Source organism: Streptomyces sp. NPDC002004, from assembly GCF_053593975.1.
This window is the reverse complement of sequence record NZ_JBSFDP010000001.1, coordinates 331,924-355,584: the sequence shown is the minus strand read 5'-3', so window position 1 is coordinate 355,584 and position 23,661 is coordinate 331,924. Positions and strand designations below refer to the sequence as shown.

General features: G+C 71.3%; 23 protein-coding genes. 9 read left to right on the top strand and 14 right to left on the bottom strand.

The annotated features are described in order from the left end of the window. Positions 1 to 13: 13 nt before the first annotated feature. On the bottom strand, positions 14 to 928 hold the full coding sequence (locus ACWCP6_RS01550) for an SGNH/GDSL hydrolase family protein (protein WP_450930279.1): 915 nt from the start codon (positions 926 to 928) through the stop codon (positions 14 to 16). A 259-nt stretch (positions 929 to 1,187) separates the two neighbouring features. On the opposite strand from ACWCP6_RS01550, the gene ACWCP6_RS01545 reads away from it, so the two are divergent. Then, positions 1,188 to 1,682, top strand: coding sequence for a DUF3145 domain-containing protein (locus ACWCP6_RS01545; RefSeq protein ID WP_450930278.1), 495 nt, complete (start codon positions 1,188 to 1,190; stop codon positions 1,680 to 1,682). Positions 1,683 to 1,824: 142 nt separating this feature from the next. Here the strand turns inward: ACWCP6_RS01545 and ACWCP6_RS01540 are convergent, their stop codons facing one another. The 5 genes from ACWCP6_RS01540 to ACWCP6_RS01520 all read right to left on the bottom strand — a co-directional run bounded on the left by ACWCP6_RS01540 (position 1,825) and on the right by ACWCP6_RS01520 (position 6,711). Next, positions 1,825 to 3,087 (bottom strand): beta-ketoacyl-[acyl-carrier-protein] synthase family protein, encoded by a 1,263-nt coding sequence (locus ACWCP6_RS01540; RefSeq protein WP_450930277.1) that lies wholly within the window; start codon positions 3,085 to 3,087, stop codon positions 1,825 to 1,827. Between the two features lie 79 nt (positions 3,088 to 3,166). After that, positions 3,167 to 3,415 carry an acyl carrier protein gene (locus ACWCP6_RS01535; RefSeq protein WP_004931691.1) on the bottom strand — a complete coding sequence of 83 codons (249 nt, stop codon included), beginning with the start codon at positions 3,413 to 3,415 and terminating at the stop codon, positions 3,167 to 3,169. Positions 3,416 to 3,481: 66 nt separating this feature from the next. Beyond that, positions 3,482 to 4,483: a beta-ketoacyl-ACP synthase 3 gene (locus ACWCP6_RS01530; RefSeq protein ID WP_450930276.1), complete on the bottom strand. Its 1,002-nt coding sequence runs from the start codon at positions 4,481 to 4,483 to the stop codon at positions 3,482 to 3,484. A gap of 18 nt (positions 4,484 to 4,501) precedes the next feature. Then, entirely contained in the window at positions 4,502 to 5,422 is a 921-nt protein-coding gene (locus tag ACWCP6_RS01525) for an ACP S-malonyltransferase (RefSeq protein ID WP_450930543.1), read from the bottom strand. Between the two features lie 89 nt (positions 5,423 to 5,511). Continuing rightward, complete coding sequence (locus ACWCP6_RS01520; protein ID WP_450930275.1) at positions 5,512 to 6,711, bottom strand: PucR family transcriptional regulator; 1,200 nt, start codon at positions 6,709 to 6,711, stop codon at positions 5,512 to 5,514. A gap of 195 nt (positions 6,712 to 6,906) precedes the next feature. Here ACWCP6_RS01520 and ACWCP6_RS01515 point away from each other — a divergent pair, with 195 nt between their 5' ends. Beyond that, positions 6,907 to 7,566, top strand: a complete 660-nt coding sequence (locus ACWCP6_RS01515; protein ID WP_450930542.1) for a pirin family protein — start codon at positions 6,907 to 6,909, stop codon at positions 7,564 to 7,566. A 121-nt stretch (positions 7,567 to 7,687) separates the two neighbouring features. Here the strand turns inward: ACWCP6_RS01515 and ACWCP6_RS01510 are convergent, their stop codons facing one another. Further along, on the bottom strand, positions 7,688 to 8,512 hold the full coding sequence (locus ACWCP6_RS01510) for a serine hydrolase domain-containing protein (protein WP_450930274.1): 825 nt from the start codon (positions 8,510 to 8,512) through the stop codon (positions 7,688 to 7,690). Positions 8,513 to 8,576: 64 nt separating this feature from the next. Next, positions 8,577 to 9,068, bottom strand: a complete 492-nt coding sequence (locus ACWCP6_RS01505) for a GNAT family N-acetyltransferase (RefSeq protein WP_450930273.1) — start codon at positions 9,066 to 9,068, stop codon at positions 8,577 to 8,579. A gap of 97 nt (positions 9,069 to 9,165) precedes the next feature. Here ACWCP6_RS01505 and ACWCP6_RS01500 point away from each other — a divergent pair, with 97 nt between their 5' ends. Beyond that, complete coding sequence (locus ACWCP6_RS01500; protein ID WP_450930272.1) at positions 9,166 to 9,675, top strand: MerR family transcriptional regulator; 510 nt, start codon at positions 9,166 to 9,168, stop codon at positions 9,673 to 9,675. A gap of 7 nt (positions 9,676 to 9,682) precedes the next feature. Next, positions 9,683 to 10,696, top strand: coding sequence for an aldo/keto reductase (locus tag ACWCP6_RS01495; RefSeq protein ID WP_450930271.1), 1,014 nt, complete (start codon positions 9,683 to 9,685; stop codon positions 10,694 to 10,696). 147 nt (positions 10,697 to 10,843) lie between these two features. Here the strand turns inward: ACWCP6_RS01495 and ACWCP6_RS01490 are convergent, their stop codons facing one another. The 5 genes from ACWCP6_RS01490 to ACWCP6_RS01470 form a co-directional block, all read right to left on the bottom strand. Continuing rightward, positions 10,844 to 11,521 (bottom strand): response regulator, encoded by a 678-nt coding sequence (locus tag ACWCP6_RS01490; RefSeq protein ID WP_450930270.1) that lies wholly within the window; start codon positions 11,519 to 11,521, stop codon positions 10,844 to 10,846. Between the two features lie 32 nt (positions 11,522 to 11,553). Next, positions 11,554 to 12,843, bottom strand: a complete 1,290-nt coding sequence (locus ACWCP6_RS01485; RefSeq protein WP_450930269.1) for a sensor histidine kinase — start codon at positions 12,841 to 12,843, stop codon at positions 11,554 to 11,556. A 259-nt stretch (positions 12,844 to 13,102) separates the two neighbouring features. Continuing rightward, positions 13,103 to 14,029 (bottom strand): DUF4429 domain-containing protein, encoded by a 927-nt coding sequence (locus ACWCP6_RS01480; RefSeq protein WP_450930268.1) that lies wholly within the window; start codon positions 14,027 to 14,029, stop codon positions 13,103 to 13,105. 175 nt (positions 14,030 to 14,204) lie between these two features. Next, positions 14,205 to 15,419, bottom strand: a complete 1,215-nt coding sequence (locus tag ACWCP6_RS01475; protein WP_450930267.1) for an alpha/beta hydrolase — start codon at positions 15,417 to 15,419, stop codon at positions 14,205 to 14,207. 180 nt (positions 15,420 to 15,599) lie between these two features. Next, positions 15,600 to 16,238 (bottom strand): TetR/AcrR family transcriptional regulator, encoded by a 639-nt coding sequence (locus ACWCP6_RS01470; protein WP_450930266.1) that lies wholly within the window; start codon positions 16,236 to 16,238, stop codon positions 15,600 to 15,602. Between the two features lie 113 nt (positions 16,239 to 16,351). Between ACWCP6_RS01470 and ACWCP6_RS01465 the strand changes: the two genes are divergently transcribed. Both ACWCP6_RS01465 and ACWCP6_RS01460 read left to right on the top strand, forming a co-directional pair. Then, complete coding sequence (locus ACWCP6_RS01465) at positions 16,352 to 17,968, top strand: MFS transporter (RefSeq protein WP_450930265.1); 1,617 nt, start codon at positions 16,352 to 16,354, stop codon at positions 17,966 to 17,968. Positions 17,969 to 18,159: 191 nt separating this feature from the next. Then, positions 18,160 to 18,570, top strand: a complete 411-nt coding sequence (locus ACWCP6_RS01460) for a peptidase inhibitor family I36 protein (protein ID WP_450930264.1) — start codon at positions 18,160 to 18,162, stop codon at positions 18,568 to 18,570. A gap of 139 nt (positions 18,571 to 18,709) precedes the next feature. Here the strand turns inward: ACWCP6_RS01460 and aceE are convergent, their stop codons facing one another. Beyond that, the gene (gene aceE, locus ACWCP6_RS01455) at positions 18,710 to 21,457 is read right to left on the bottom strand and encodes a pyruvate dehydrogenase (acetyl-transferring), homodimeric type (protein WP_450930263.1); all 2,748 of its coding nucleotides are present in this window, start codon (positions 21,455 to 21,457) and stop codon (positions 18,710 to 18,712) included. Positions 21,458 to 21,832: 375 nt separating this feature from the next. Here aceE and ACWCP6_RS01450 point away from each other — a divergent pair, with 375 nt between their 5' ends. The 3 genes from ACWCP6_RS01450 to ACWCP6_RS01440 all read left to right on the top strand — a co-directional run bounded on the left by ACWCP6_RS01450 (position 21,833) and on the right by ACWCP6_RS01440 (position 23,588). Beyond that, positions 21,833 to 22,255 carry a DUF3052 domain-containing protein gene (locus tag ACWCP6_RS01450; RefSeq protein ID WP_450930262.1) on the top strand — a complete coding sequence of 141 codons (423 nt, stop codon included), beginning with the start codon at positions 21,833 to 21,835 and terminating at the stop codon, positions 22,253 to 22,255. A gap of 162 nt (positions 22,256 to 22,417) precedes the next feature. Beyond that, positions 22,418 to 22,876, top strand: coding sequence for a peroxiredoxin (locus ACWCP6_RS01445; RefSeq protein ID WP_450930541.1), 459 nt, complete (start codon positions 22,418 to 22,420; stop codon positions 22,874 to 22,876). 136 nt (positions 22,877 to 23,012) lie between these two features. Continuing rightward, on the top strand, positions 23,013 to 23,588 hold the full coding sequence (locus tag ACWCP6_RS01440; RefSeq protein WP_450930261.1) for a TerD family protein: 576 nt from the start codon (positions 23,013 to 23,015) through the stop codon (positions 23,586 to 23,588). The last annotated feature ends 73 nt before the right edge of the window (positions 23,589 to 23,661 follow it).

The following is a 23,661-nucleotide window of genomic DNA, read 5'->3' as shown; positions in this document are numbered from 1 at the left end:
GAGCGTCCGGCGCTCAGAGGGTCTCCGGCTTCCGGGCGGTGACCTCCCGGTAGGCGATCTCGGCGAGCCGCGACTGCCCGTCCCTGCTCGGGTGGAACCAGTCCCACTGGCTCAACTGCTCCCCGTCGAAGCGGTAGTCGAACACCGCCCCCTCGTCGTACCGGCAGCGCGCGTCCTTCGCGCACACGTCCCGCAGCACCTTGTTGTACGCGACCACACGGTCGCGCACCTTGGAGCGGCGGGCGTTCGCCGCCGGGTCCACCGCGTCCGCGTCCTGCAGCATCGACGGGCAGATGCCCAGCTTCCACACCTGCCGGCCGAGCGGGTTGGTGCGCCCCTGCGACCAGAGCCGCAGCAGGTCCGGCACGCTCGCGACGTACACCTGGGACTTCGGCAGCCGGCGGCGCAGTGTGTGCAGCGCGTCCTCGAACTCCGAGCGGAACGCGTCCACCGACGTCATCGCCCGCGCCGACGAGCGACACGCGTCGTTCGCGCCGACCATCACCGTGACCAGCTGCGGGCGGTGGCCCGCGGCCTGCGCCATCTGGGCGGGCAGGTCCGCCATGCGCGCGCCCGTCACCGCGTGGTTCCAACTGTGCTCGGCCGCACCCTGCTTCCCGAGCAGCCGGACGGCCAGGCTGCGCACCCGGTCGTCGCTGCCGGTCGCCCACGACACCTCCGGGCAGTCGGACAGCACCGTGCAGGCGTCGAAGCCGCGGGTGATGGAGTCGCCCACGGCGGCGATCGACGAGGGGCTGCGATTCCACACCGGGGCCCGCCGCGGCTTCTGCTTGCCGTGTGCCGAGCTGCTCTGCGTGCTGCGGGAGTTGTCGGATTCCGTGTCACAGCCCGTGAGACCGGTGACGCCGAGCAGCGCCGCCGACACGACGGCGACCACGCCGCGTGAGCGGAGGCTTCGTTTCCGCATCCCCTGGTTCCCCTCTGTCCTCGCTCGCGTCGTCCACACGCATCCCCGCGAGTGAAAGCTCGGTGTTTCCGCACCTCCGGACCGACGGTACGTCACACTCCTTGCGCCGCCGCACGGTAGCCTCGGCCTCGAGTGACAACCCCGCTGTACCGGTTCCGCTAAATTACATCACGTCACATCTGTCCTATTTGTATAAAATGCTCGGCACGGGCGCGAGGCCGCAGGGGAAGGCGAACCTCGTCCCACACTGGAGGTCCCGGTGACGACACGTGGAGTTCTGTACGTGCACTCCGCGCCGCGCGCGCTGTGCCCGCACGTCGAATGGGCGGTCGCAGGCGTGCTCGGTACGCGCGTCAGCCTCGACTGGATCCGGCAGCCCGCCGCCTCGGGCACCTGGAGATCCGAATTCTCCTGGCAGGGCAGGGCCGGCACTGCCTCCCAACTGGCCTCCGCGCTACGCGGCTGGCACCTGCTGCGCTTCGAGGTCACCGCGGAGCCCAGCACCACCGCTGAGGGCGAGCGCTACAGCGCCACGCCCGACCTGGGCATCTTCCACGCCGTCACCGGCATCCACGGCGACATCCTGATCCCCGAGGACCGGCTGCGCGCCGCCCTCGCCCGCTCCCAGCGCGGTGAGAGCGATCTGGAGGCGGAGCTGTGCAAACTCCTGGGCAAGCCCTGGGACGACGAGCTGGAGCCGTTCCGGTACGCGGGGGAGGGCGCACCGGTGCGCTGGCTCCACCAGGTCGTCTAGGGGAGCAGCGAGGACGGAGCCCGGGCGCGCGGCGGCGCGCCGGTACGTACGGCGCCAGGCCGGGCCTGCGGGCGGTGCCGAGTACGCCGAAGGGGCCCCCACCGGACGGTGGGAGCCCCTTTCGTGGCTGTGTGACGGCCTGTCAGACGGTCCGGAACGCCAGCACGACGTTGTGGCCGCCGAAGCCGAACGAGTCGTTCAGCGCGGCGATCGTGCCCTCGGGAAGCTTCTTCGGCTCGTCGCGGACGATCTCCACGCAGGCCTCGGGGTCGAGGTCCTTGATGTTGATCGTCGGCGGGGCGATCCGGTTCGTCAGCGCCAGGATCGACGCCACGGTCTCCACACCGCCGGCGCCGCCGAGCAGGTGACCCGTCATCGACTTGGTGGCGGACACCACCATGTGGTCCGCGTCGTCGCCGAACACCTTGCGCAGGGCCTTCAGCTCCGCGATGTCACCGGCCGGCGTCGAGGTGGCGTGCGCGTTGACGTGCACGATCTCGGCGGGCTTCAGATCGGTGTTGTCGAGCAGGTTCTGCAGGGCGTGCGAGATGCCGTTGCCCGCGGGCTCCGGCTGCACGATGTCGTGGCTGTCCGCGGAGATGCCCTGGCCGACGGCCTCGACGTAGATCTTCGCGCCGCGGGCCTTCGCGTGCTCCTCCGACTCCAGGACGATCACGCCGGCGCCCTCACCGAGGACGAAGCCGTTGCGCTCCACGTCGTAGGGGCGGGAGGCACCCTGCGGGTCCTCGTTGTTCTTGGACATCGCCATCATGTTGCCGAACGCGGCGATGGGCAGCGGATGGATCGCCGCCTCCGTACCGCCCGCGACGACGACGTCGGCACGGCCGCTGCGGATCATCTCGATGGCGTAGCCGATGGCCTCGGCGCCCGAGGCGCAGGCGGAGACCGGGGTGTGCACACCGGCGCGGGCGCCCACAGCGAGGCCCACGTTGGCCGACGGGCCGTTCGGCATCAGCATCGGCACGGTGTGCGGGGAGACCCGGCGTACGCCCTTCTCCTTCAGCACGTCGTACTGATCGAGCAGGGTGGTCACCCCGCCGATGCCGGACGCGATCACCGCGCCGAGCCGGTCCGGGTCCACGGCCGGGTCCTCGCCCGCCTTGCCGGTGAAACCGGCGTCCTGCCACGCCTCCTGGGCGGCGATCAGCGCGAACTGCGCCGAGCGGTCCAGACGGCGGGCCTGCGGACGGGCGATGACCTCGCCCGGGTCCACGGCGGCGCGAGCGGCGATTCGGACGGGCAGATCAGCGGCCCAGTCCTCTTCGAGAAGGCCCACGCCGGAACGGCCGGCGAGCAGTCCTTCCCAGGTGGAAGCAACGTCGCCACCCAGCGGTGTGGTTGCGCCGATACCGGTGACGACCACGGTGCGATTGGTCGAGCTCACAGGAAATTTCTCCACGGTTACGAGGGATTCAGCGGCGCCACCGCCGGGTGGCGGCTGGCACAAGCCTTTCGGCCTGGAATCAGGCCTGGTGCTTGAGGATGTAGTCGGTCGCGTCGCCGACGGTCTTGAGGTTCTTGACGTCGTCGTCCGGGATCTTGACGTCGAAGCGCTCTTCAGCGGCGACGACGACCTCGACCATGGACAGCGAGTCGACGTCCAGGTCGTCGGTGAAGGACTTGTCCAGCTGGACGTCCTCGACCGGGATGCCGGCGATCTCGTTCACGATCTCGGCGAGACCGGCGACGATCTCTTCCTGAGTGGCGGCCATGTTGGCGCTCCTTCGGTATGTATCCAGAGGGTGTGGCGTTTGCTGCCGGAAGATCCCGACTGCTGCCTAAGGGAGGGTAACGACCGTGGCGGCGTACACGAGACCCGCCCCGAAGCCGATGACGAGCGCGGTGTCACCGCTCTTCGCCTCGCCGGTCGCCAGAAGCCGCTCCATCGCGAGCGGAATCGAGGCGGCCGAGGTGTTGCCGGTGGTCTCGACGTCACGGGCGACCGTGACGTGCGCCGGCAGCTTGAGGGTCTTCACCATCGAGTCGATGATCCGCATGTTGGCCTGGTGCGGGATGAAGACATCCAGGTCGTTCGCGCTGATTCCGGCCGCGTCCAGCGCCTGCTGGGCAACCTTCGCCATCTCGAACACGGCCCAGCGGAACACCGCCTGGCCCTCCTGCGTGATCGCAGGGAACTTCTCGACCTCGCCGTCGCGGTAGTCCGTCCACGGCACGGTCTGCTTGATGGTCTCGGACTTGTCGCCCTCCGAACCCCACACGGTGGGGCCGATCATGGGCTCGTCGGCGGGGCCGACGACGACCGCGCCGGCACCGTCACCGAACAGGAACGCCGTCGCGCGGTCCTCCAGGTCGGTCAGGTCGCTCAGCCGCTCCACGCCGATGACGAGGACGTACCGGGCGGAGCCCTCCACGACCATGCCCTTGGCGAGCGTCAGACCGTAGCCGAAGCCCGCGCAGCCGGCCGAGATGTCGAAGGCGGCCGCCTTGTCCGTCCCGAGCTTGTCCGCGATCTCCGTGGCGACGGCCGGGGTCTGCTTGAAGTGCGAGACCGTCGACACGACCACGGCACCGATCTGCTCCGGCGTGATGCCCGCGTCGGCGATCGCCTTGCCGGAGGCCTCCAGCGACATCGCCGCCACGGTCTCCTGGTCGTTCGCCCAGTGACGCGTCGCGATCCCGGAGCGGGAGCGGATCCATTCGTCGGACGAGTCGATCGTCTCGAGGATGACCTCGTTCGGGACGACCCGCGAGGGCCGGTAGCCGCCGACGCCGAGGATCCGCGCGTACGGAGCGCCCTTGCTGGGCTTGATCTTCGACATACTGCTCGGAACTCCTTGTCAGACCGTGGCCGACGCGTGCTCGTCGATGAGCGCGCGAGCCGCGTCGAGGTCGTCGGGGGTCTTCAGCGCCAGGGTCTGCACACCAGGCAGCGCCCGCTTGGCCAGACCGGTCAGGGTGCCGCCCGGGCACACCTCGATGAGAGCCGTCGCGCCCAGCTCCTTGAACGTCTCCATGCACAGGTCCCAGCGGACCGGGTTGGCGACCTGGCCGACCAGACGCTGCAGGACCTCGGCGCCCGTGGCGACGGTGCTGCCGTCCTTGTTGGAGACGTAGACGACGGCCGGGTCGGCGGGCGTCAGGTCACCGGCGGCAACGGCGAGCTTCTCCACGGCCGGGGCCATGTGGTGCGTGTGGAACGCGCCCGCGACCTTCAGCGGCACGACGCGGCGTACGCCCTCGGGCTTGTCGTCGTTCAGCGCGGCGAGCTGCTCGGCGGTGCCGGCGGCCACGATCTGGCCCGCGCCGTTCACGTTCGCCGGCGTCAGGCCGAGCTTCTCCAGGTGCGGGACCACGGTCTCCGGTTCGCCGCCGAGCAGGGCGGACATGCCGGTCTCGGTGACGGAGGCGGCCTCGGCCATCGCCAGGCCGCGCTTGCGTACCAGCCGGAGCGCGGCGGCGTCGTCGAGGACACCCGCGAAGACGGCGGCGGTGATCTCGCCGACGCTGTGGCCCGCGACGGCGTCCGGCCGTGCGTCCAGGGCGGCGGCGGACAGGAGGCCGGCGGCCACGAGCAGCGGCTGCGCCACGGCGGTGTCGCGGATCTCGTCCGCGTCGGCCTGCGTGCCGTAGTGGGCGAGGTCGAGTCCGATGGCGTCCGACCATGCGGCGAGGCGGTCGGCGGCGCCGGGCAGTTCGAGCCAGGGGGTCAGGAAGCCGGGCGTCTGGGCGCCTTGGCCGGGAGCGACGAGTACGAGCACTCTCACACTCTCTCTTGGGGACGGCTGACGCCGCCCGTGGGGACAGGGACGAAGAACCGCAGGGGGAATTGTAGGTCCCCGACAAACACTTAGAGCTGGGCCTCGCCGTCGGCCAGGCGCCCGAGGATCAGTGCGATCCGCAGCGTGAAGGCGGAGCGGACGTCGGAGGGTGACCAGCCGGTGACGTCCGTCACACGTCGAAGCCGGTAGCGGACGGTGTTGGGATGGACAAAAAGCATCCTGGCGGCTCCTTCGAGACTGCTGGCCTGCTCCAGGTAGACGCTCAGCGTCTCCAGGAGAGCGGAGCCCGCCTCCTCCAGTGGTCTGTAGATCTCCTCCACCAGCTGTTCCCGCGCGGAGGGGTCTCCGGCGATCGCACGCTCCGGCAGCAGATCGTCCGCCAGAACGGGCCGCGGCGCGTCCTGCCACGCCGAGCAGGCCTTGAGTCCGGCGGCCGCGGCCTGCGCGGAGCGGGTCGCGGCCAGCAGGTCGGGGACGATCGGGCCGGCCACCACGGGCCCGGCGGCATACGGTCCGATCAGGGACTTCGCGACCGCCAGCGGGTTCGGATTGCCGCCCGCGATCACCACGAGCCGGTCGCCGAGCACACCCGTGAGCACCTGGACCTTGGCGTGCCGGGCGGCCCGCCGGATCGCCTCCACGGTCAGCTCGCTGTCGCCGTCGGGCGCCGTGCCCAGCACCACGCACACATGGTCGGGGGAGTTCCAGCCGAGCGCGGCGGCCCGCGAGACGGCGCCCTCGTCGGCCTCCCCGGACAGCACCGCATTGACCACCAGGGACTCCAGTCGCGCGTCCCAGGCGCCGCGGGCCTCGGCGGCCTGCGCGTACACCTGGGCGGTCGCGAAGGCGATCTCCCGGGCGTACACGAGCAGCGCCTCGCGCAGCACGGACTCGTCACCGGGAGCCGCGACCTCGTCGATCGCGCTCTCCATGACCTCGATCGTCGTGCGCACCATCTCGACGGTCTGGCGCAGCGTGATCGCCCTGGTCAGCTCGCGCGGCGCGGTGCCGAAGACGTCGGTGGAGATCGCCTGCGGTGCGTCCGGGTGCCGGAACCACTCCGTGAAGGCGGCGATACCGGCCTGCGCGACCAGACCGATCCAGGAACGGTTCTCCGGAGGCATCGCCCGGTACCACGGCAATGTCTCGTCCATGCGCGCGATCGCCTGCGCGGCGAGGCTGCCGGACGACTTCTCCAGTCGTTTCAGCGTCGCGGCATGCGCATGGACCTGGTGCACTGCGGGCTCGGTCTTCTCTGGTTCGGGCACGGGGACAAGAGTGCCTTATCGGGACGGGTGTGTGGGGCGGCGGGTCTCGGGAGGGGTGCGGAGCGGGGTGCGGGTGACCCGCGAGCGTCCGCCCGGGGCGCCGCTGCGCGGGGCCGGCCGCGCCCCGGGAACGGGCCGCGGCCGGGTCCCGGGGGCACCGGGAACGGGGACGGCGGGACTACCGTGGGGCCCGTGATGGATGTACGGCGTGACGCCGAGCGCTACCGCGGCGGGGACCCCTCGGCCGGGATCGAGTCCCGGCACGCCTTCTCCTTCGGGCCGCACTACGACCCGGACAATCTGCGCTTCGGTGCGGTCATCGCCTGCAACGAGGAGCGGCTCGCGCCCGGCGCCGGCTTCGACGAGCACCCGCACAGCCACACGGAGATCGTGACCTGGGTGGTCCGGGGCGAGCTCACGCACCGCGACTCGCGTGGCAACGCCACCCTCGTCCGCCCCGGCGACGTCCAGCGCCTGAGCGCGGGCGGCGGCGTCCGGCACGTCGAACGCAACGACGGCCCCGAGCCCCTGGTCTTCGTCCAGATGTGGCTCGCCCCGCTGGAGCCGGGCGGCGACCCCGTCTACGAGACCGTCCGCGGCATCGCCGACTCCACGCCGTACGCCCTCCCCGGGGCGGGCGCGATGCTCCATGTGCGCCGACTGGGCCCGGGCGAGCGCACCGCGGTCCCCGACGCGCCCTTCGTCTACGTCCACGTGGTGCGCGGCGAGGTGCGGCTCGACGGCACGGAGCTGGGGCCGGGCGACGCGGCCCGCATCACGGACGCGCGGAGCCTGGAAGCCCTTGCCGTCACCGGGGCGGAACTCCTGCTGTGGGAGATGGCCGGGACGGCATAGCCACGGGCACGTGATCCGGCACGGGCGGAACGGGCCGGGCGCCGCGGCACCCCGGACCGAGGGACCGCCCACCGGCCCCGGGCCGCGCCGCACCGCGGCCGTGCGGCCCGATGCGCACCGGTCAGAGCTCGGCGAGCACCGCATCCGTGAAGGCGGGCCACACCTCGACCGCCCAGGGGCCGAACGCCCGGTCCGTCAGGGCGACGCACGCCGCCTCCGCATCCGGGTCCACCCAGAGGAACGTGCCCGACTGCCCGAAGTGCCCGAAGGTCCGCGGCGAGGACGAACTGCCCGTCCAGTGCGGCGACTTGGTGCCCCGGATCTCGAAGCCCAGCCCCCAGTCGTTCGGGTTCTGGTGCCCGTACCCCGGCAACACGCCCTTCGTGCCCGGATACTGCACGCTCATCGCCTCGGCGACGGTCCGCGGGTCGAGCAGCCGCGGCGCCTGCACCTCCGCGGCGAACCGCACCAGGTCGTCCACCGTGGACACCCCGTCCCTGGCGGGCGAGAGGTCGCCCTCCAGGGCCGTGTCCGCCATCCCGAGCGGCTCCAGCACGGCCTGCCGCAGATACTCGGCGAACGGGATGTCCGTCGCCTTGGCGATGTGATCGCCCAGTACCTCGAACCCGGCGTTCGAGTACAGCCGCCGCGTCCCCGGCGCCGACATCACCCGGTGCTCGTCGAACGCGAGCCCGCTGGTGTGCGCCAGCAGATGCCGCACGGTCGCCCCCTCGGGCCCGGCCGGCTCGTCCAGATCGACCGCGCCCTCCTCGTAGGCGACCAGCGCCGCGTACGCCGCGAGCGGCTTGGTGACCGAGGCCAGCGGGAAACGGTGGCCGACCGCCCCGTGCGCCCCGGCGACCGTGCCGTCCGCGCGCACCACGGCGGCGGCCGCGTTCGGCACCGGCCAGCTGTCGATCAGGGCCAGACTCTGCAAGCTGTGCATGCAACCGAGCGTACGGTCCGCGCGACGCGGGCCGCACCGAGGGGTCGCACCGGCGGCCGGTGCCTCAGAAGGTGAGCCGCATGGCGGGGTCGGGCTTGCGCACGAACCCGAGCGACGCGTAGAGCGCCTCCCCCTCGATGGAGGCGTTGAGGTCGACGGAGCCCGCGCCGCGCTCCCGGAACCAGTCCAGCAGCACCTCCATGCACGCCCGCGCATACCCCCGGCGCCGCATGTCGGGGTCGGTGGCCACGCTGAACACATGGCCGTTCACACCGTGCGGGTTGCCCGCCCGGCCGATGCGGTACTCCAGCGTGCCCACCACGAGTGCCGCCAGGCGTCCCGGCCGCTCCGGATGGTCCACCACGAACGCGGCGAGCGTGTCCGCGGCGGCGCCCTCCGCCAGCCTCCGGCGCAGGACCGGCAGGGAATCGGCGTGCCAGGAGGTCGAACTCTCCGTGGAGAACACCGAATCGATCATGACTTGGCGCAGCCGCAGGACCTCGGGGGCATCCTCGGGGGTGGCGCGGCGTACCGGGCAGTGGCGTGGCTCCGACATGCCAGGCACCGTAGTCAAGGGTGCGGGCGAGCGTCGTGCGGATTTCCCGCCGGAACCGCTTGCTTGGAGTGCACTCCAGGGTCATAGCGTGGTGGTCATGACGGTGATGGAGACCACCACGGCGATCGCGCCGGACCGATCCGCAGGCACCGGGAGGGCGGGCCGCACCCAGCGGAACACGCCCGACGTCTGCGCCGCGCCGAGTCCTGCGCACCCACGCCCCGAGGGGGAGGACCGCTACACGATCAGCGAGGTGGCCGACCTCACCGGACTGACCGCGCACACCCTGCGCTGGTACGAGCGCATCGGGCTGATGCCGCACGTCGACCGCTCGCACACCGGGCAGCGCCGGTACACCAACCGCGACCTCGACTGGCTCGGCCTCGTCGGCAAGCTCCGGCTCACCGGCATGCCCGTCGCCGACATGGTGCGCTACGCCGAGCTGGTGCGCGCGGGCGAGACCACCTTCCCCGAGCGCCGGGAGCTGCTGGAGGCCACCCGCCGGGACGTGCTGTCCCGGATCGCGGAACTCCAGGACACCCTGGCCGTACTCGACCGGAAGATCGACCATTACGCCGACGCCCCCGCGCCGGCGGAGAGGGTGTGACGACCTGATGAGCAGCACCATCACGAAGGTCCGGCTGGGAGCCACCGGCCCCGAGGTCGGGGTGCAGGGCCTCGGCTGCATGGGGATGAGCTGGGCGTACGGACCCACCGACGCGGACGAGGCGCGCGCCACGCTGGAGCGCGCGCTCGAACTGGGCATCACCCTGTTCGACACCGCCGATGCCTACGGCGCGGGTGAGAACGAGGAGTTCCTCGCTCCCTTCGTCGCCGCCCACCGTGACGACATCGTCCTCGCCACCAAGTTCGCCCTGGCCGTGGACCCCGCCGACCCGACGCGGCGGTTGATCAACAACGACCCCGACTACATCCGCGCCTGTGTCGACGGCAGCCTCCGCCGGCTCGGCGTCGACACGATCGACCTGTACTACATGCACCGCCGCGACCCCCGGGTGCCGATCGAGGAGTCCGTCGGCGCCATGTCCGAACTCGTCGCCGCCGGCAAGGTCCGCCACCTCGGCCTCAGCGAGGTCAGCGGCGGGGAACTGAGGGCCGCCCAGGCCGTACACCCCATCGCAGCCGTGCAGTCCGAGTGGTCGCTGTTCAGCCGTGACATCGAGGCGAACGTGGTGGGCGTGGCCGCCGAACTCGGCGTCGCACTCGTCCCCTACTCGCCGCTCGGCCGGGGCTTCCTCACCGGCTCCTTCGTCGCCGCGGACAAGGAGCTCACCGACGACGACTTCCGCCGCCAGCAGCCTCGGTTCACCGGCGACAACGCAGCCTCCAACGCCGCGCTCCTGGAGCCCGTCCGCACGATCGCCGACGCCCATGGCGCCACTCCGGCGCAGATCGCCCTGGCCTGGGTGCAGCAGCAGGCGGCGCAGCACGGCCTCTCCGTCGTGCCCATCCCGGGCACCCGCAAGCGGGGCCGTGTCGAGGAGAACGCCGCCGCCACGAGGATCGTCCTCACCGCGGACGAGCTGGCCCTCCTCGACCCCATCGCGGCGAAGGTGTCCGGCGACCGGTACGCGGACATGTCGTTCACGTCCGCCGGGCGGGAATGACGCGCAGGGCGGGAGCGGCGCGCGCAAGGGGGACGTCCGGGCCGGAGTGACGTCCGGGCCCGAGTGACATCCGGGCAGCCGTGGCTCACCGGCCGGAGGGAACCCGGGCGGGCGGGCCGGCGGCGCCGGCCGGACCGGCCTCGCGGGCTACCGGTCCCCCGGTGTGACCAGCCCCGACTCGTACGCGAAGATCACGGCCTGCGCCCGGTCGCGCAGGCCCAACTTCGCCAGCACCTTGCCGACATGGGTCTTCACGGTCTGCTCGGCCAGCACCAGACTGTCCGCGATCTCCTGGTTCGACAGCCCGCGGGCGATGAGCTCCAGCACCTCGGTCTCGCGCGCCGTCAGACCGTGGAGACCGGCCGACCTGCTCCGGTGGGGAGCCTTGCGGGTCCGGGCGAACTCACTGATCAGACGGCGTGTCACCGACGGTGCCAGCAGGGCCTCGCCGTCCGCCACCACCCGTACCGCCGAGATCAGGTCCGCGGGCGGGGCGTCCTTCAGCAGAAAACCGGACGCGCCCACCCGCAGGGCCTCGAAGACGTAGTCGTCCGCGTCGAAGGTCGTGAGCATCAGCACCTTCGGCAGATGCAACACGCCCGGCGGCGGGTCGAGGAGCAGACGCGCGGCGGCCAGCCCGTCCATCTCCGGCATGCGCACGTCCATCAGCACCACATCGGGGCGGGTCGTGCGGCCGGCCTCGACTCCCTCCCTGCCGTTCGACGCCTCGCCGACGACGTCGATGTCGCTCTGCGCGTTCAGCAGAGCGGCGAAGCCCGCCCGGACCATGGCCTGGTCGTCGACGATGAGCACGCGGATGGTCATGGCGAGCGGGACTCCTTCGCGGGAGCGGGGGGTTACGTACCGGCCACCGCGGCGCCGTCGCGCTCGACGACCGGTATGCGCGCCGCGACGCGGAAGCCCCCGTCGGGCAGCGGCCCCACGTCGAGGGTGCCGCCGATCAACCGTACGCGCTCGCTCATGCCGACCAGACCATGACCGGTCCCGGTGCTCTCCAGCGAGGCGGTCTGCTTCGAGGCCGGGCCGTTGACCACGAGGACCATCAGATGCTCCCGGTCCGAGGAGACCGACACCTCGGTCCGCGCGCCGGGTGCGTGCCGCACCACGTTCGCCAGCGCCTCCTGGACGATGCGGTACGCGGACAGGTCGACCGTGGGGGAGGCCTGCACCAACTCCGCGACGGCCGCTGCCCCGGGCATGGACAGGCCGACCGGCACGCCCGCCCGCACCGTCGCCTCCACGAGCTGCTGGAGACGGCCGAGGCCCGGCTGCGGCGCGCGCTCCCCGTCCGTGCCCTCACTGCGCAGCACCGACAGCAGACGCCGCATCTCGCCCAGCGACTCGCGGGCGCCTGCCGCGATGGACGCGAACTCCTCGCGGGCTTCGTCGGACAGCTCGCCCAGCCGGTACGGGGCGGAGTCCGCCTGCACCGTGATCACGGACATGTGGTGCGCCACCACGTCGTGCAACTCGCGTGCGATTCTGGCCCGTTCCTCCAGGAGCGTGTTCCGGGCCCGCTCCTCCTCGCTGATCGTCTCCTGCTCGACGAGCCGCCGCTGCTGCTCCCCGCGCTCGCGCAGCAGGGCGCCGAGCAGCAGGACGACACCGCTGAGAACGACCATCACCGCGTCGGTGCTCTGCCCGTCGTCCACCCGTGCGCCCACGAGGAGGGTCGCGGTCACCGTGGCCAGCCAGACACCGACGACGGTGCCGCGCCGTGCGCGCAGCGACAGCGCGAGGCAGAGCGCCAGATAGCCCACGATCACCGTGGGGGTCCAGGGCACGGGGCGGTCCGCGACCGGGGAGGCCGTGACCACGAGCGCACCGATGACATCGGCGGGGAAGACGATCCACCACGCCAGCACCGGGCGCCTGACCGCCAGCAGCAGCGGGGCGGCCTGGGCGACGCCCAGCACGAACGCGTCCTCGCCGCTCACGCGGTAGTCGTGGCTGAGGAGCTGGGTCGTGACCGGGAGCAGTATCGCGACCAGTGCGACCGCGACCGCGTACGGCAGCAGGCGCACCCAGCGTCGCGGTGACCGGGCAAGCAGCGGCTCGGCGCGGCGGCGCGTCGGCGGACGGGCGCCGGTGCCGGGGTGTTCGGGAGAGATGTGTGCGGTGCTCATGGCCCGTTCAGCGTAGGCAACGGACCTGCCCCCGGGCCTCATACCGGGGAGCCGTCCGGCACCTCATACCCAGGTATGAACGGGGCCGGGTGCCGCACCACCCGCTGCGGCCCTGCACCGCGTCCCGCCCCCGGCTCCCGCAGGGGGCGCCGTACTCTCCCGCTCCGCTCTTCCGCCCCGCGGCCGGCGCCCGGTAACCCCTCCGCGGCCGGACCCTGGTGGCCGGTCGGGAGCCCCGTGGCCGGACCCCGGCGGCCGGTCAGAGCTCCGCGAGCAGTTCCGCCTTCTTCGTCGTGAACTCCTCGTCCGTGAGCAGTCCCGCCTGGTGCAGCTCGCCCAGGTGCCGGATGCGGTCGGCGATGTCGGCCGGGTCCCGGCGCACGGCGGTCCCGTCGACCACGAGTGCCCCGACGGCCGCGGCCCCGCCGCTCACGGCCGTCGCGGCAGCGCCGCCCCCGACCGCCGTCGCCCCGGTGCCGCCGGAGGCGCGGACCGCCGCGAGCACGGACGCCGCGAACGGCAGCGACTCGTGCACCGGCCCGTATCCCAGCCCGAACACGACCGCCGCCGGGTCCTGGTCGGCCTGCGCCCGCCGAGTGTCCGGCAGATCGCGCCGCAGCAGCCGCAGATGGCCCTCGAAGACCTCCGGCGAGCGCCATTCGACGCCGCTCAGGTCGGCGACGGGAAAGCTCTGGTCGCCGGCCTTCCACTTCGCCGACGAGGCCCCGGTCCAGGACCAGCGGTAGGACACGGACTTTCCGTCGAAGGACGCCTTGCCGTCGTACGCCTTGAACTGCAGCGGTGCGGCGGGCGGTTCGACCAGATAGGCGTCCGCGGCCCGGTCGGCGTCGCGCGCGAGCCGGCCGCGCAGCTCGTCCGCGTAGTACTCGGCGAGCGTCTCCCGCTCCGCGGGAAGCACCAGCCGGTACGGGTCGCAGCTGTCTCTGAGCTGTCCGGAGGCCGCCTCCATGAGCGGATCGGCGCCGGGTCTGGGCACGGCGTGCAGCACCGTGGTGCCCCGCTTCCCCGGGGTCAGTGTCACCGCTGCCAACGCTTCCAGGGGGATGCGGCGCTCGCCGAGCGCCTGGAACAGCTTCGGCGTGCGGATTCCCCGTTCGAAGCGGATGAGCACGGAGTCGGTCTCGAACTCCCAGGCGGCATGAAATCCGGCCAGTACGTCACCCATGCGGCTCATCGTATGCGGCGCACGCCTCTCCGTCCCCTCCCGGGACAAGCCGCTGTTTCTCCGATTTCTACGCGCGTTCCCCTACTTCTCTGCTTCTTCTGTCCGATTCTGCGCGCGTCGGACCGAGGATTTCCCGTGCGGACGCACGGCCTCCGGGCAGGCGGAGCCGCCCGTTTCAGGCCGCGGACGCGCCCGCGGGCAGATCGCCGTTGCAGGCGTGGTCGGCCTGCTCGCACCGTACGCGCTCGTACGCGCCCGCGCCGATGTCTGCGAAGTTGGCGAGGCTGTCGGTGCCCGGCACGAAGTAGCCGGCGTGCCCCTGCGCGCCGCGCGCGGAGAGCAGACGGGCCCCGAAGCCGGCGGACACCGGGTCGGCGCCGTGGCCGAGCCCGCCGACCTCCATGTGCGGCACGTCCTGGATCCAGTCGTCGCCGTCCCGCATCGCCCACACGCGCGCGCGGGTGTGCAGGGCGGAGACCGTCTCGGCACGCATGCCGGGGCTGCCGGCGACGGCGATGTCGGTCACCCGGGCGGGCAGCCGGGAGGCGGCGACCCCACAGACCACCGAGCCGTAGCTGTGACAGACCAGGGCGACGGTGGACCGGCCCGGCAGGGCGCCGAGCACGCCGTTGAGCCGGACGGCGCCGTCCTCCGCGCGCATCGCGGTGGCCGCGTCCATACCGAGCCCGCTGGGCGCGGTGTAATCGGCCCAGGCGATCACGGCGGTCCGCGTGCCGGGGCTCACGGAGCGCTCCTGGCGGTAGAGGGACCTCGCCATGCCCACGGGCGCCGAGTACGGGCGGTAGGTCTTCTGGAACGTCAGCAGGTCGGTGTCGACCCCGGGGACCACGACCGAGACGCGCTGGGCCCGGTCGAGGTCGCCGAAGACCTCGGCGACCCGTCCGCCGCCCATCGGGTCGAAGGCGAGGATCCGGCGGTCGGGGCGCAGCAGCGCCTCGAAGCGGTGCATGCGCCTGCCCGCGTCCTGCTGCCCGACGAGCGACAGCCTCGGGTCGTGCATCCGCCGCTTCTCGACCTTGCGGGCCGTGTCGAGGGCGACGCGGTTCGCGCGGTAGCGCAGCTCCACCGGGGCGCCGTTCATGTTGCCGACCGCCAGCGGGTACCTGGCCGCCAGCCGTGTGCGCTGCTGCGGGGTGAGGGACGCGAAGAACTGTGCGAGCCGGACCGACGAGGAGTGGGGGTCCGGCAGCCGGCGGCCGTCCACCTGTCCGTGGTCCCAGGCGGAGAGTGCCGAGCCGAGTGGTGTGTCGACGCCTCGGTGGCTGCGTACGACGGTCCAGCCCGTGGTCGCCAGCATGACGAACACGATGGACAGCGCGAGCAGGGCGCGCCAGACGTTCAGCGGTGAGGAGGAGTCGAAGGAAGTCACTGGGGGACACCCTAGGAGAAGCGCCCTCCCTCCTGTGCTCTGGGTGAGGCACATCACGTTTCCTGCGGGCTATTTGTGGCAAAGGCGACACACTACCGGTGCGTCAATCACACTCCGTGCGCGGTCAGTTCGATTCGATCGCACCGGAGTGCGACCCCGGGCGCAACCCCCGAGGCGCGGTCACCGCGCGCGCCAGTCCTTCGCGAGTGCGGGGCCCACCTGATCGAGGTACGCCTCCGTCAGCGCCCGCATGGACGCGATGCTGAGATCCCCTTGTGCGCCCCACAGATGACCGGTGACGCGCATCACACCACTGAACGCGGCGACGGCCACCCGGGGCCGGGGATCGGCATCCACGTCGAGGCCCTCGCGTTCGGCGATGATGCGCGCGATCTCCTCCTCGAGCTCCATGGTCCGGCGCAGATGGACGGCGAGCAGGGCGGGGGTCGACTCGATGAGCTGGAAGGTGCGCAGGTGCAGCTCCACCGGCACGGTCTGCTCGATGGCCTCGCCGATGGTGTCCCAGGAGTCCAGCACAGCGCGCCGCAGCGCCTCCAGGGGGGCCTCGTCGGCCGGCCGGGTGCGCAGCTCGTCCACGAACCGCGACTCGACCATCCGCTGCATGGCGAAGGCGGTCTCCTCCTTGTTCGCGAAGTAGCGGAAGAAGGTGCGCTGCGAGACCTCGGCGGCCTCGGCGATCTCGTCGACGGTGGTCCGCTCGTAGCCCTGTGCGCAGAACAGTTCGAGCGCCGCACGCAGCAGTGCATCACGGGTGCGCCGCTTCTTGCGTTCGCGCAGCCCGGGGTGGGGTGTCGTCACTCCATGGTCCTCTTTCGTGTTTCCGCAGCTCAGGTTAGCTGTGAGCGACATGACAGTCAGCGACATGTGAAATGGTTTGTCAACTGTCAGAGGCTGTCACTAGCCTCGGCCGTATGACTAGTCAGACCACCGTCGACGCGGCCGGACCGGCCGACAAGGTCCCGGCCCCGCCCGCCCCGGCTCCGGCCAGGGGGCTGCGCGGCCACCCTTGGCTGACGCTGTTCAGTGTGGCGATCGGCGTGATGATGGTCGCCCTCGACGGCACCATCGTCGCCATCGCCAACCCCGCCATCCAGAAGGACCTCGGCGCCACCTTCGCCCAGGTCCAGTGGATCACCAACGGCTACTTCCTCGCTCTCGCGGTCACGCTGATCACCGCGGGCAAGCTCGGCGACCGCTTCGGCCACCGGCAGACCTTCCTGCTCGGCGTGGTCGGCTTCGCCGCGGCCTCCGGGGCCATCGGCCTCTCCGACAGCATCGCCCTCGTCGTCACCTTCCGCGTGTTCCAGGGGTTGTTCGGCGCGCTGCTCATGCCGGCCGCGCTCGGCCTGCTGCGCGCCACGTTCCCCGCCGAGAAGCTCAACATGGCCATCGGCATCTGGGGCATGGTCATCGGCGCGTCCACGGCGGGCGGCCCGATCCTCGGCGGTCTGCTCGTCCAGCACGTCAGCTGGCAGTCGGTGTTCTTCATCAACGTGCCCGTCGGCGTCGCCGCCCTGGTGCTCGGCGTCCTCATCCTCAGGGACCACCGCGCCGAGAACGCTCCGCGGTCCTTCGACGTCCCCGGCATCGTGCTGCTCTCCGCGGCCATGTTCTTCCTGGTCTGGGCGCTCATCAAGGCCCCGGCCTGGGGCTGGGGCGACACCTGGACCTGGGGCTTCATCGGCCTCTCCGCGCTGTCCTTCCTCGTCTTCGGCGTCTGGGAGACACGCGTGAAGGAGCCGCTGATCCCGCTGGGCCTGTTCCGCTCGGTGCCGTTCTCGGCCGGCGCGGTCCTGATGGTCCTCATGGCCATCGCCTTCATGGGCGGCCTGTTCTTCGTGACGTTCTACCTCCAGAACGTGCACGGCATGAGCCCCGTCGACGCGGGCCTCCACCTCCTGCCGCTCACCGGCATGATGATCGTCGGCTCGCCGCTCGCCGGCGCGGTCATCACCAAGGCGGGGCCGCGTATTCCGCTGGCCGGCGGCATGATCCTCACGGCCGTCGCCATGTACGGCATGTCGACGCTGGAGACGGGCACGGGCAGCCTTGCGATGTCCGTCTGGTTCGCCCTGCTCGGCCTCGGTCTCGCGCCCGTCATGGTCGGCGCCACCGAGGTCATCGTGGGCAACGCCCCGATGGAGCTGTCCGGTGTCGCGGGCGGCCTCCAGCAGGCCGCGATGCAGATCGGCGGCAGCCTGGGCACGGCCGTGCTCGGCGCGGTCATGGCCTCCAGGGTCGACAGCGACCTCGCCGGCAACTGGACGGGTGCCGGCCTGCCGCCGCTCACCCCGCACCAGCTCGACCAGGTGTCCGAGGCGGTCCAGGTCGGCGTGGCCCCGGTGCCGCCGCACACCCCGGCCCCGATCGCCGAGAAGATCACCGGCGTCGCGCACGACACGTTCATCTCCGGGATGAGCCTCGCCTGTCTGGTCGCGGCCGGCGTCGCCGCCGTCGCGGTCCTCGTGGCCCTGCTGACCAAGCGGGGCGAGAACGCCGAGGCGGCCGCGGGCGGCGCCCACATCTAGGGCCCCGCACCTCGCCCGCGCGAAGAGCCCCCGCCGCACCGGCGGGGGCTCTTCGCGCGTGAGGCGTCGGGGATCGCCCCCAGGGGCGATTTCCCCTATTCGAGTGGCCCGTCCCGGCACCCCTTCCGTCACCCCCGCACCGCACGCCACAGTGCAAGCAAGTGATCAGTACGACACGGGGGTTGATCCACATGCGTACCACCACGCGTACCAGGAGGACCTGCACGACGACCGCCGCGACGGTCGCCGCGGCCCTGACCGCGGTCCTGCTCGCCCCGGCCCACGCCGGGGCCGTCGAGGCCAGGGCCGCGGCACCACCGCTCGGACGGTGCGGCCCCGGGGAGCTGTGCCTCTGGGGGAAGGCCGGGTTCAAGGGCGCCCGGCACACCTACGAACTCGCCGGGATCGACATCGAGAGCTGCGTCGCGCTGCCGGAGGGGGACAGCGCGGAGGCTCTCGCCAACCGCACCGGACGACCGGTGACGACCTATCAGTCCGCCCAGTGCGCCGAGACCGGCGAGTTCGCGACCTACCCCGGAGGCGGCACCTGGGTGCCGGAGTCCCCGTACCGCGTACGGGCCTTCAAGGTGTGGGAGCGCTGAAGGGCGGCCGGGCGAGGCGCAGGGCCCTCCGTCCGGCGTTGCCGCACGACGGACCGCCGCCCGTCGTCGGCCGGGCGGTCACGCACGGCGAAGGGCGGCCGGGACCCGGTCCCGGCCGCCCCTGCGCCTGTGGACGGCCCTACGCGTCGCCCCCGGCCGCACCGGGGTCGGCCGCCGAGACGTCGAGCAGCTGATAGCGGTCGATCGCCTGCTTCAGGACCGACCGGTCGACCTTGCCCTCGCGCGCCAGCTCGGTGAGCACCGCGACCACGATCGACTGCGCGTCGATGTGGAAGAAGCGCCGCGCCGCGCCGCGCGTGTCCGCGAAGCCGAATCCGTCCGCGCCCAGCGACTGGTAGGTGCCGGGCACCCAGCGTGCGATCTGGTCCGGCACGGACCGCATCCAGTCGGAGACCGCCACGAACGGCCCCTCCGAGCCGGACAGCTTCTGCGTCACGTACGGGACGCGCTGCTCCTCCTCGGGGTGCAGCAGGTTGTGCCGCTCCACCTCAACGGCATCGCGGCGCAGCTCGTTCCAGGAGGTGGCCGACCAGACGTCCGCACGGACGTTCCACTCCTCGGCGAGGAGTCGCTGCGCCTCCACGGCCCACGGCACGGCGACTCCCGAGGCGAGGATCTGCGCGGGGATCGCGCCCTGCTCGCCGGCCTGGAAGCGGTAGACGCCCCTGAGGATGCCCTCGACGTCGACGTTCGGCGGCTCGGCCGGGTGCTGGATGGGCTCGTTGTAGACGGTCAGGTAGTAGAAGACGTCCTCGCCGTGCGGGTGTTCGCCGGAGGAGCCGTACATGCGGCGCAGGCCGTCCTGGACGATGTACGCGATCTCGTACCCGAAGGCCGGGTCGTACGCGACGCAGGCCGGGTTGGTCGAGGCGAGCAGCTGCGAGTGGCCGTCCGCGTGCTGGAGGCCCTCACCGGTCAGCGTGGTGCGCCCCGCGGTCGCACCCAGGACGAAGCCGCGCGCCAGCTGGTCGGCCATCTGCCAGAACTGGTCGCCGGTGCGCTGGAAACCGAACATCGAGTAGAAGACGTACACCGGGATCAGCGGCTGGCCGTGCGTCGCGTACGCCGAGCCGGCGGCGATCAGCGAGGCCGTGCAGCCCGCCTCCGAGATGCCGTCGTGCAGCAGCTGACCGGTCGGCGACTCCTTGTAGGCGAGCAGCAGCTCCCGGTCCACGGACTCGTACTGCTGGCCGAGCGGGTTGTAGATCTTCGCGCTCGGGAAGAAGGAGTCCATGCCGAAGGTGCGGTACTCGTCGGGTGCGATCAGTACGAAGCGCCGCCCGATCTCCTTGTCCCGCATGAGGTCCTTCAGCAGCCGGACGAACGCCATGGTCGTCGCAATGGCCTGCTGACCGGTGCCCTTCTTCACGCTCGCGTACGTCTTGTCGTCGGGCAGGGTCAGCGGCTCCGAGCGCACGACACGGGTCGGTACGTACCCGCCCAGGCCCTTGCGCCGGTCGTGCATGTACTGGATTTCCTCCGAGTCGCGGCCCGGGTGGTAGTACGGCGGCGGGCCGTCCTCCAGCTGCTTGTCGGTGATCGGCAGGTGCAGCCGGTCCCGGAAGCCCTTGAGGTCGTCGACCGTGAGCTTCTTCATCTGGTGGGTGGCGTTGCGGCCCTCGAAGTTCGGGCCGAGCGTCCAGCCCTTGATCGTCTTGGCGAGGATCACCGTCGGCTGGCCCTTGTGCGCCTTGGCCGCGGAGAACGCCGCGAAGATCTTCTTGTGGTCGTGACCGCCGCGGCCCAGGTGCAGGATCTGGTCGTCCGTCATGCCCTCGACCATCGCGCGCAGCCGGTGGTCGTCACCGAAGAAGTGGTCGCGGATGTAGGCGCCGGTCTCCGTCGCGTACGTCTGGAACTGCCCGTCGGGCGTGGTGTTCATCTTGTTGACCAGGACGCCGTCGCGGTCCTGTGCCAGCAGCGGGTCCCAGCTGCGGTCCCAGACGAGCTTGATCACGTTCCAGCCGGCGCCCCGGAAGACCGACTCCAGCTCCTGGATGATCTTGCCGTTGCCGCGCACCGGGCCGTCGAGCCGCTGGAGGTTGCAGTTCACCACGAAGGTCAGGTTGTCCAGCCCCTCGCGCGCGGCGATGGTCAGCTGGCCGAGCGACTCCGGCTCGTCCATCTCGCCGTCGCCGAGGAAGGCCCACACGTGCGACGAGGAGGTGTCGGCGATCCCGCGTGCCTCCATGTAACGGTTCATGCGCGCCTGGTAGATCGCGCCGATGGGGCCGAGGCCCATGGACACCGTCGGGAACTCCCAGAAGTCCGGCATCAGCCGCGGGTGCGGATAGCTGGACAGCCCGTAGGGGGCCTTCGACTTCTCCTGGCGGAACGCGTCGAGCCGCTGCTCGGAGAGCCGGTCCAGGAGGTAGGCGCGCGCATAGATGCCCGGCGAGGCGTGCCCCTGGAAGAAGACCTGGTCCCCGCCGTCGCCCTCGTCCTTGCCGCGGAAGAAGTGGTTGAAGCCCACGTCGTACAGCGACGCCGAGGACGCGAAGGTCGCGATGTGGCCTCCGACGCCGATCCCGGGGCGCTGGGCGCGCGAGACCATCACGGCCGCGTTCCAGCGGGTCGCGTTGAGGATCCTGCGCTCGATGTCCTCGTTGCCCGGGAAGAAGGGCTCGTCCCTGGTGGCGATGGTGTTGACGTAGTCGGTGCTGCGCATTTCGGGCACGGCCACGCGCTTCTCCCGCGCGCGCTCGATCAGCCGCAGCATGAGATAGCGGGCCCGCTCGCGGCCCCGCTCGTCGACCGCGGAGTCGAGGGAGGCGAGCCACTCCTCGGTTTCCTCCGGATCGAAGTCCGGGACCTGGCTGGGAAGGCCGCCAATGATGATCGGGTTGCGATCGGATGCGGAAGCCACGCTGTTCCTTCGCTCTCGAGGAGGTACGTGCGATGTCGGGGCGGTACGCCGGGGGAGTACACCGATCCCCATCGTGTACCCCGGGCGTCGATACGTCATCTCTACTGTGAGGTAATGGAGACGCACAGGGATGTGCATATGGGTACACATCGCCGTGGTGTGTGTCGGCGGATACCGTGATTTGATGCCTGGAGTTGCGGCGACACGGCCGGGAACGTCACCGTTTCGGCGGTCTCGGCGGCCAGGTACTTGCGCGATCCGTCCCGCCCGTGTGGACTACGCCCAAGCTTCGCGTACACGTGAGGCCGCACTTCCCCCAGCTCCGGGCGAGCCGGGGGAGACCCGAGAACTCGAAACATGATCAGGAGGCAACCCGTGAGCGCGACCGCGGACCACGCGGAGGAGCGGACGAACCCTGCCGCGAGGCTGGGGTTCCAGCCCGGACAGGTGGTCCAGGAGATCGGCTTCGACGACGACGCCGACCAGGAGCTCCGCGAGGCCATCGAGGAGACCATCGGCAGTGAGCTCGCCGACGAGGACTACGACGACGTCGCCGACGCCGTGCTGCTGTGGTTCCGCGAGGACGACGGTGACCTGACGGACGCGCTGGTCGACGCCATCGGGCTGATCGACGACGGCAACATCTGGCTGCTGACGCCGAAGACCGGCCGTGGCGGCTACGTCGAGCCGAGCGACATCAGCGACGCCGCTCAGACCGCGGGTCTGTCCCAGACCAAGAGCATCAGCGTCGGCAAGGACTGGAGCGCCACCCGTCTCGCCACGCCGAAGAAGCGCTGACAGGCGCCGAAGCGCCGACTGCGGGCCACGCCCCGTACCGTCGCCCGTGAGGCCCCCGCCGGACGTGAGAACGTCCCCGGCGGGGGCCTCACGCGTGGGCGGGCGCATTCCACTGCGTAGGGTGGGCATCACCTGAACAGACCCAGGAAGGGAAGCGTGACCATGGCGATCGAGGTCGGCACCAAGGCCCCGGACTTCGAGCTGAAGAACCAGCACGGCGAGACCGTGCGGCTCTCGGACTACCGCGGCGAGAAGAACGTGGTGCTGCTCTTCTACCCGTTCGCGTTCACCGGCGTCTGCACCGGCGAGCTGTGCGCCCTCCGTGACGAGCTGCCGAAGTTCGTCAACGACGACGTCCAGCTGCTCGCCGTCTCCAACGACTCGCCGTTCAGCCTGCGTGTCTTCGCCGAGCAGGAGGGTCTCGAGTACCCGCTGCTGTCCGACTTCTGGCCGCACGGCGAGACGTCGCGCGCGTACGGCGTCTTCGACGAGGAGAAGGGCTGCGCGGTGCGCGGCACCTTCATCATCGACAAGGAGGGCGTGGTCCGCTGGACCGTCGTCAACGGACTGCCGGACGCCCGTGACCTGGACGAGTACGCCAAGGCCCTCGAAACCCTGTGACGCGTCGGGGCAACACCCCGAAAACGTTCGGGGTCAACCCCTGAACGGGGCGGGAACCCGTCACTAGGATCGATTCGTTGATCCGATGCCAACGCACGACGGGGCTCCCCGCCCCCGAAGACCAATGGGAGGACTCGTGGGAGTCAGCCTCAGCAAGGGCGGCAATGTATCGCTGACCAAGGAGGCGCCCGGCCTGACCGCGGTCCTGGTCGGCCTGGGGTGGGACGTCCGTACCACCACCGGTGCCGACTTCGACCTCGACGCCAGTGCCATCCTGTTGAACGAGCAGGGCAAGGTCAGCAATGACCAGAACTTCGTGTTCTTCAACAACCTCAAGAGCCCGGACGGTTCGGTGGAGCACACCGGCGACAACGTCACGGGTGAGGGCGAGGGCGACGACGAGGCGATCAAGGTGAACCTGGCCGGTGTCCCGGCCGACGTCGAGAAGATCGTCTTCCCGGTGTCCATCTACGACGCCGAGAGCCGCCAGCAGTCCTTCGGCCAGGTGCGCAACGCGTTCATCCGCGTGGTCAACCAGGCCAACAACCAGGAGATCGCGCGGTACGACCTCTCCGAGGACGCCTCCACGGAGACCGCGATGGTCTTCGGCGAGCTGTACCGCAACGGCGCGGAGTGGAAGTTCCGCGCCATCGGCCAGGGCTACGCGTCCGGCCTGCGCGGCATCGCGCAGGACTTCGGCGTCAACGTCTGACGGCCTGCACGCACCACCCCAACCGGGGGGGGGGGGGCGCCCCGGGGGGGGCCCCGCCGCGCGCGGCGCGGTT